Below are 7,296 nucleotides of genomic sequence, written 5' to 3'. Positions count from 1 at the left end.
CAGCCGGGCCTGGGCCGGGCGGTGGCCAGCCACTCCTGGATCCGGGAGAGGACGCGCGCGGTGCCGGTGTGCACGGCGGCGGGCACGTCGTCGGTGCCCGCGGCGACCGGCGCGAGGGCGAGGGCGGACGCGTCGGGTCCGCCGACGGTGGTGCCCGCGGCGGCGAGGGCGGCGCCGAGCCCGTACGGGTCGTCGCCGAGCAGGGTGACGGCGGCCGGCAGAGCGGCGTCGGCGGCGCCCGCGAGGCGGGTCCAGTCGAGGGCGAAGAGGGCGTCGCGCTCCAGCGCGGACGCGGTGGCGCGGGCGTCGGGCGCGGAGCGCAGGACGAGGGAGCCGACGGAGGCGACGGGCGTGCCGGTGGTGTCGGCGACGGCGAGCGCGACGGCGTCGTCCCCGGCCGGGGTGATGCGGACGCGGGCCTCGGCGGCGCCGCTCGCGTGCAGGGTGACGTCCTGCCAGGCGAAGGGCAGTCCGCCGCGGGCGTCCTCGCCGAGCGGGGCGAGGGCGGTGGCGTGCAGGGCGGCGTCGAGCAGCGCGGGGTGCAGGCCGAACTGGGCGGCGTCGCCCGCGGGTCCGGCGTCGAGGGCGACCTCGGCGAAGGTCTCCTCGCCGCGCCGCCACACGGCGCGCAGGCCGCGGAAGGCGGGGCCGTAGCCGAATCCGGCCTCGGCGAGGCCGTCGTAGAAGCCGTCGAGGTCGACGGGCTCGGCGTCGGCGGGCGGCCAGACGGCGGCGAACGCGTCGGCGTCGTCGGCGCGGTGGGCGCCGGCGGCGAGGGTGCCCTCGGCGTGCTGGGTCCAGGGGCGGTCGTCGTCGCCGTCGGGGCGGGAGTAGAGGCTCAGGGGGCGGCGGCCGGTCTCGTCGGGGGTGCCGATCCAGACCTGGACCTGGACGCCGCCGTCCTCGGGCAGGGCGAGGGGCGCGGCGAGGGTGAGGTCCTCGACGCGGTCGCAGCCGACCTCGTCGCCCGCGCGCACGGCCAGTTCGAGGAAGGCGGTACCGGCCAGCAGGACGGTGCCGCGCACGGCGTGGTCGGCGAGCCAGGGGTGGGTGCGCACCGAGAGGCGGCCGGTGAGGAGCATGCCGTCGGAGTTGGCGAGGGTGACGGCGGCGGCCAGCAGCGGGTGGTGGGCGGCGCCGAGCCCGGCGGAGCGCATGTCGCCGGTGAGGCCGGAGACGGCCTTGGGCCAGAAGCGGCGGTGCTGGAAGGCGTAGGTGGGCAGGTCGGCGCGGCGGGCGCCGGTGGTGTCGAACCAGCGCTGCCAGCGCACGGCGGTGCCGCGCAGGTGCAGCCCGGTGGCGGTCTCGGTGAGGGTGGCGGCCTCGGGGCGGTCCTTGCGCAGGGCGGGCAGCACGGCCGCGTTCTGGTGTCCGGCCGCGTCGAGGACGGTGCGGGTGAGGGCGGCGAGGGTGGCGTCGGGGCCGAGTTCGAGGAAGACGCCGGTGCCGTGCCCGGCCAGCCAGGAGACACCGTCGGCGAAGCGGACGGCGTGGCGGACGTGGTCGGTCCAGTAGGCGGCGGAGGTGAGCTGCTCGACGGTGGCGGGCGCCCCGGTCAGGTTGGAGACGACGGGCAGGGTCGGCGCCTGCGGGGAGAGTCCGGCGACGACGGCGCGGAACGGCTCCAGCATCGGGTCCATGAGCGGCGAGTGGAAGGCGTGCGAGACCTTCAGACGGCGGGTGCGGCGCCCGAGGGCGGCGATCCGCGCGGCGATGTCGTCGACGGCGTCCTCGGCGCCCGCGACGACCACGGCGGACGGGCCGTTGACGGCGGCGACCGACACCTGTCCCCGGTGGTCGGCGAGGAGCGGCGCCACCTCGTCCTCGGCGGCCTCCAGGGAGACCATGGCGCCGCCCTCGGGCAGGGCCTGCATGAGGGTGCCGCGGGCGACGACGAGGGCGCAGGCGTCGGCGAGGGAGAAGACCCCGGCGACGTGGGCGGCGGCGATCTCGCCGACGGAGTGCCCGGTGACGTGGTCGGGGGTGACGCCCCAGGACTCGACGAGCCGGTAGAGGGCCACTTCGAGGGCGAACAGGGCGGGCTGGGCGTAGCCGGTGCGGTCGAGGAGGGCGGCCTCGGGGCTCCCCGGCTCGGCGAACATGAGGGGCCGCAGCGGGCGGTCGAGTCCGGCGTCGAGGTGGCCGAGGATCTCGTCGAGGGCGGCGGCGAAGACCGGGAAGCGGGCGTACAGCTCGCGGCCCATGCCGGCGCGCTGGGAGCCCTGGCCGGAGAAGAGGACGGCGAGCTTGGTGCGGCCGCGGAGCTGGTGGGTGGAGAGGCCGGGCACGTCGGCGGGGTCGGTCCCGGCGGCGAGCGCGGTGAGGGCGGCGACGGCGGTGTCGCGGTCGGCGGTGGTGAGCGCGGCCCGGTGCTCCAGGGCGGAGCGGGTGGTGGCCAGGGCGTGCGAGACGTCCAGGGCGGGCAGCGCGGGGTGCGCGGTGAGGTGGTCGAGGAGGCGGGCGGCCTGGGCGCGCAGGGCGTCGGGCGTGCGGCCCGACAGCAGCCAGGGCAGGGCGCCGGGCTCGACGGCGGGCGCGGCCTCGGCGGGCTCCGCGGGCGTCTCGCGGGGCGCCTCTTCGATGATGGTGTGCGCGTTGGTGCCGGAGAGGCCGAAGGAGGAGACACCGGCCCGGCGCGGGGCGCCCTCGCGGCGGGGCCAGGGGGCGGCCTCGGTGAGGAGGCGGACGGCGCCCTCGGTCCAGTCGACGTGGCTGGAGGGCTGGTCGACGTGGAGGGTGCGGGGCAGCAGGTCGTGGCGCATCGCCATGACCATCTTGATGATGCCCGCGACACCGGCCGCGGCCTGGGTGTGGCTGATGTTGGACTTCACCGAGCCGAGCAGCAGCGGGTGTTCGGGGTCGCGGCCCTGGCCGTAGGTGGCGAGCAGGGCCTGCGCCTCGACGGGGTCGCCGAGGACGGTGCCGGTGCCGTGCGCCTCGACGGCGTCCACGTCGGCCGCGGTGAGGCGGGCGTTGACCAGCGCGGACTCGATGACACGCCGCTGGGAGGGGCCGTTGGGGGCGGTGAGCCCGTTGGAGGCGCCGTCCTGGTTGACGGCGGAGCCGCGCACCACGGCGAGGACCTGGTGGCCGTTGCGGCGGGCCTCGGAGAGGCGCTCCAGGACGAGGACGCCGACGCCCTCGGCCCAGCCGGTGCCGTCGGCGGCGTCGGCGAAGGACTTGCAGCGGCCGTCGCCCGCGAGGCCGCCCTGGCGGGCGAACTCGACGAAGGTGGTGGGGCTGGCCATCACGGTGACACCGGCGGCGAGCGCGAGGGTGCACTCCCCCGCGCGCAGCGACTGCGCGGCCAGGTGCAGGGCGACCAGGGAGGAGGAGCAGGCGGTGTCGACGGTGACGGCGGGTCCGACGGCGCCGAAGAAGTAGGAGAGGCGGCCGGAGAGGATGCTGGTGGCGTTGCCGGTGAGCTGGAAGCCCTGGACGTCGTCGTCGGGTCCGACCCGGTAGTCCTGGGGCATGGCGCCGACGAACATGCCGGTGCGGGAGCCGCGGACGCCCGCGGGGTCGATGCCGGCCCGCTCGAAGGCCTCCCAGCCGGTCTCCAGGAGCAGCCGCTGCTGGGGGTCCATGGACAGCGCCTCGCGGGGCGAGATGCCGAAGAAGTCCGGGTCGAAGGCGGGCGCGTCGTGCAGGAAGCCGCCCGCGAAGTCGGCGGGTCCGTCGCCGAGCGCGCTCTCCCAGCCGCGGTCGCCCGGCATCGCGCCGATGCCGTCCCGGCCGTCGACGAGCATCGTCCACAGGTCCTCGGGGCTGCTGACGCCGCCGGGGTAGCGGCAGCTCATGCCGACGATCGCGATGGGCTCGGTGGCCGCCGCCTCCAGCTCGCTCACCCGCTGCCGGGAGCGCTTCAGATCGGCGCTCGCCCGCTTGAGGTAGTCCCGGAGCTTCTGTTCCTTGTCCATATCAACGCAACCCATCTGGAAGAAGACCGGCGGACGGATGGTGGTCCGGCGTGGACACCTGGCGCGGGAGGCGGCCTCGGGCGGCCGGGGGTGCCGGGGTGTCCGGGAGAGAGCGAGCGGCTGGGGGCGGGTCCTGAACGGTCCGCCGGGTGCGGTGTCTCACGCGGGCGGGGCGCCGTGCCGCGGGCGGGGCACCCGGGGGCGTCGCTCGGCACGGGGGCGGCCGGGCGACGCCGGGCCCGCTCCGTCGTGGCACCCGCCGTGGGCGCGTGCCGTGCACACGGTTCCGCAGATCATGGGCTCAGTCTGCGACGGTCCGTCTTTGGAAATCCCTAGTGTGTGACGGCGGCCGGGGTAGCGCGCCGGGTACGCGGGAAGGCCCGCACGGTGTGCTGTGCGGGCCTTCGGGCACGGCGGCGGGTGCCGGCGGGCGGTCGCTACCAGGCGACGGTGGACAGCAGGCGGCTGTAGTCGCGTTCGCGGGACGCCTGGCGCAGGTCCGACTCGACCATCATGCGCATGAGCTGGTCGAAGTCGACCTCGGGCTCCCAGCCCAGGTCGCGGCGGGCCGCGGAGGCGTCGGCGCAGAGCGTCTCGACCTCGGCGGGGCGGACCAGGTTGGGGTCGACGACGACGTGTTCCTCCCAGTCGAGGCCGACGTGCTCGAAGGCGATGCGGGCGGCGTCGCGGACGCTGTGCATGGCGCCGGTGCCCACCACGTAGTCACCGGGCTGCTCCTGCTGGAGCATCAGGTGCATGGCGCGCACGTAGTCGCCCGCGAAGCCCCAGTCGCGTTCGGCGTCGAGGTTGCCGAGGCTGAGCTTGTCCATCATGCCGAGCTTGATCTGCGCGACCGCGAGGGAGATCTTGCGGGTCACGAACTCGGCGCCGCGGCGCGGGGACTCGTGGTTGAAGAGGATGCCGGAGACGCCGTACATCCCGTAGGACTCGCGGTAGTTGCGGGTGATGTAGTGGCCGAAGGTCTTGGCCACGCCGTAGGGGCTGCGCGGGTGCAGGAACGTGGTCTCGCGCTGCGGAGTCTCGGCGACCATGCCGAACATCTCGGACGACGACGCCTGGTAGACGCGGATCTGGCCGCCGCCGGTGGAGCCGGTGCTCTTGCTGAGGCCGGAGACGATGCGCACGGCCTCCAGCATGCGCAGCACGCCGGTGCCGTTGACCTCGGTGACCAGCTCGGGCTGCTGCCAGGACATCGGCACGAACGAGATGGCGCCCAGGTTGTAGACCTCGTCGGGCTGGACCAGGTCGACGGCCGACACGAGGCTGCCCTGGTCCATCAGGTCGCCGTCCACGAAGGACAGTTCGGGGATCAGTTTGGCGATCCGGTCCTTGCGGGGGTTGGCCTGGCCCCGGCACAGGCCCCAGACCTGGTAGCCCAGGCCGAGGAGGTGTTCGGCCAGGTACGAGCCGTCCTGTCCGGTGATTCCGGTGATTAGTGCGCGCTTGGACATCTTCCCTCTTTCCACCGCCACGGTGAGGACCGGTCGGGCGGGAGTCCGCGCCCGCGGGGCGGACCGATCGACACGCGGTGCGTGCTGTCACGCTCAGGCCCGCGGTCAGAGCGTCGTCCACCGCCGGAGCACGAGACGCATGGCTGCGCTCACGAGCCGTCCTCGTCGCAGTCATGCAAGCACGGGCGAAGCTAAGGAATTTGCGAGTCTTCGGCGGCTCACGAAGATCTTTTGCGGCCGCGCCGACGCGTTCCCCGCGCGTCGGCACGTCCCGCGCGCACGCGCCGCACCGGGTCAGTGACCGCCCGTCGCCGCCCCGCTCAGCCGTTCGTGCAGGGCCGCGCTCGGCTCGTTCAGGCCGGTGATCTCGACGTGCTTGCCGCGCCGCGCGTACCGGTCCGCGACCGCGTCGAGGGCGGCCACCGAGGAGGCGTCCCAGACATGGGCGGCGGAGAGGTCGAGGACGACCCGCGCGGGGTCGCCCGCGTAGTCGAAGCGGGCGGCCAGGTCGTTGGCGGAGGCGAAGAAGAGTTCGCCGGTGACCCGGTAGACGACGGTGGAGCCGTCCGGGTCGACGACGGAGGTGACCCGCGCGAGGCGGGCGACCCGCCGGGCGAAGACGGCCATGGCGGTGACCGAGCCGATCACGACGCCGACGGCGAGGTTGTGGGTGGCGACCACGCACACCACCGTCACGGCCATGACGGCGATCTCCCCCGCGGGCATCCGGCGCAGCGTCCGCGGGGCGACCGAGTGCCAGTCGAAGGTCGCGAACGACACCATCACCATCACCGCGACCAGGGCCGCCATCGGGATGTCCGAGACGACCGGCCCGAAGACCACGCAGAGCACCATCAGGAACGCGCCCGCCAGGAACGTCGAGAGCCGGGTGCGGGCGCCCGACACCTTCACGTTGATCATCGTCTGGCCGATCATGGCGCAGCCGCCCATCCCGCCGAGGAACCCGGTGACGATGTTGGCGATGCCCTGGCCCACCGACTCCCGGGTCTTGGACGAGCGGGTGTCGGTCAGCTCGTCGACCAGGCGCGCCGTCATCAGCGACTCCATCAGCCCGACCAGCGCCATCGCCAGCGCGTACGGGGCGATCGTGGCGAGGGTGTCCGGCGTGAACGGCACGTCCGGCCATCCGGGCGCGGGCAGCGCGGACGGCAGGGTGCCCTTGTCCCCGACGGTCGGCACGGCGATCCCGGCCGCCACGGTGACGGCGGTGAGGGCCGCGATCGACACCAGCGGCGCGGGCACCGCCCGGGTGATCCTCGGCAGGAGCACCATCAGCGCGAGTCCGGCCGCGAGCAGCGGGTAGACCGGCCACGGCACATGGGTCAGCTCGGGGAGCTGCGCCAGGAAGATGAGGACGGCCAGCGAGTTGACGAAGCCGACCATCACCGCGCGCGGCACGAACCGCATCAGCCGGGCGACACCCAGCGCGCCCATGACGATCTGGAGGACACCGGCCAGGATCACGGTGGCGACGAGGTACCCGAAGCCGTGCTCCCGGTTCACCGGTGCGATGACCAGGGCGACGGCACCGGTCGCGGCGGAGATCATCGCCCGCCGCCCGCCGACGACCGCGATGGTGACGGCCATGGTGAAGGAGGCGAAGAGGCCGACGGCGGGGTCGACACCGGCGATCACGGAGAAGGAGATCGCCTCCGGGATCAGCGCCAGCGCGACCACCAGGCCGGCGAGCACCTCGGTGCGCCACACCTTCGGGTCGCGCAGCCAGTCGGGGGCGAGGCCGCGCAGCCGGGCGGCGGGGGAGGGAGCGGAGAGGGACAACGGAGCGGCTACCTGTTCGTGGTCGGGCACCCCCGGGTGCGGGCGCGCGGCGGGGCCGCGCGAGGGGCGGTACGGCGGAGGGTCGCGGCGGCGCGGAGGGCCGC

At 74.9% G+C, this 7,296-nt stretch carries 3 protein-coding genes; all 3 read right to left on the bottom strand.

The features are described from left to right. Positions 1 to 3,920: type I polyketide synthase (locus GA0115242_RS28175; RefSeq protein WP_141721774.1), on the bottom strand; the 3,920-nt coding region annotated here is incomplete at its 3' end. A 437-nt stretch (positions 3,921 to 4,357) separates the two neighbouring features. After that, entirely contained in the window at positions 4,358 to 5,392 is a 1,035-nt protein-coding gene (locus GA0115242_RS28170; protein ID WP_093833354.1) for a GDP-mannose 4,6-dehydratase, read from the bottom strand. A gap of 294 nt (positions 5,393 to 5,686) precedes the next feature. Next, positions 5,687 to 7,192 (bottom strand): SulP family inorganic anion transporter, encoded by a 1,506-nt coding sequence (locus tag GA0115242_RS28165; RefSeq protein ID WP_093833352.1) that lies wholly within the window; start codon positions 7,190 to 7,192, stop codon positions 5,687 to 5,689. Positions 7,193 to 7,296 lie beyond the last annotated feature (104 nt).

Source organism: Streptomyces sp. SolWspMP-5a-2, assembly GCF_900091845.1.
Classification (GTDB): domain Bacteria; phylum Actinomycetota; class Actinomycetes; order Streptomycetales; family Streptomycetaceae; genus Streptomyces; species Streptomyces doudnae.
The sequence above is the reverse complement of the archived record's forward strand: the minus strand, read 5'-3'. Positions and strand labels throughout refer to the sequence as shown.

Excerpts from the sequence above, each read along its gene's own strand:
- GA0115242_RS28170 (WP_093833354.1), bottom strand. The coding sequence starts at position 5,392 with ATGTCCAAGCGCGCACTAATCACCGGAATCACCGGACAGGACGGCTCG.